This is a genomic window from Proteus faecis (assembly GCF_030286765.1).
In the GTDB taxonomy this organism is placed as follows: domain Bacteria; phylum Pseudomonadota; class Gammaproteobacteria; order Enterobacterales; family Enterobacteriaceae; genus Proteus; species Proteus faecis.
Genome location: NZ_JASVWV010000063.1, coordinates 1 through 552, shown reverse-complemented (window position 1 = coordinate 552; position 552 = coordinate 1). Strand labels below are relative to the sequence as shown.

Annotated in this window: 1 protein-coding gene; it reads left to right on the top strand. The window is 54.7% G+C overall.

The window, feature by feature from the left end:
* Positions 1-56: 56 nt before the first annotated feature.
* Positions 57-552: hemagglutinin repeat-containing protein (locus QSH13_RS18480; protein WP_286047540.1), on the top strand; the 496-nt coding region annotated here is incomplete at its 3' end.

Sequence of the window (552 nt, the reverse complement as noted above, 5' to 3'; positions counted from 1 at the left end):
TCAGTACTGAACTGTCCGGAGAGACAGTTCATCTTCAGTCCGGGCGGGATATCAGTGTGTCAGGCAGCAATGTGGTCAGCAGCGGAAATCTGGCGTTGCAGGCCGGACGGGGGCTGGATATTACCACTGCAACGGAATCACGGGATGAGACTCACCGGCGTGAAGAGAAGAAATCCGGCCTGATGAGCAGTGGCGGTATTGGTTTTACCGTGGGTAAACAGTCTCTGAAGCAAAGCACGGACAGCGACAGCCGGCTGAATAAAGGCAGTACGCTGGGCAGTACGGACGGAAATGTTGTGATGACGGCCGGCGGGGATATAAAGGTACACGGCAGTGATGTGGTGGCGAAAAAGGATATCAGCCTGACCGGTCAGTCTGTTGCAGTGACCGCAGCGGAAAACACACGCACGGAACTGACAAAAACCGAACAGAAGCAGAGTGGTTTTACGCTTGCCCTGAGCGGTACTGCCGGTGCAGCACTGAATACCGCAGTACAGACGGCCGGAGATGCAAAAGAAACGGATAACAGCCGCATTAAAGCCCTTCAGTCGA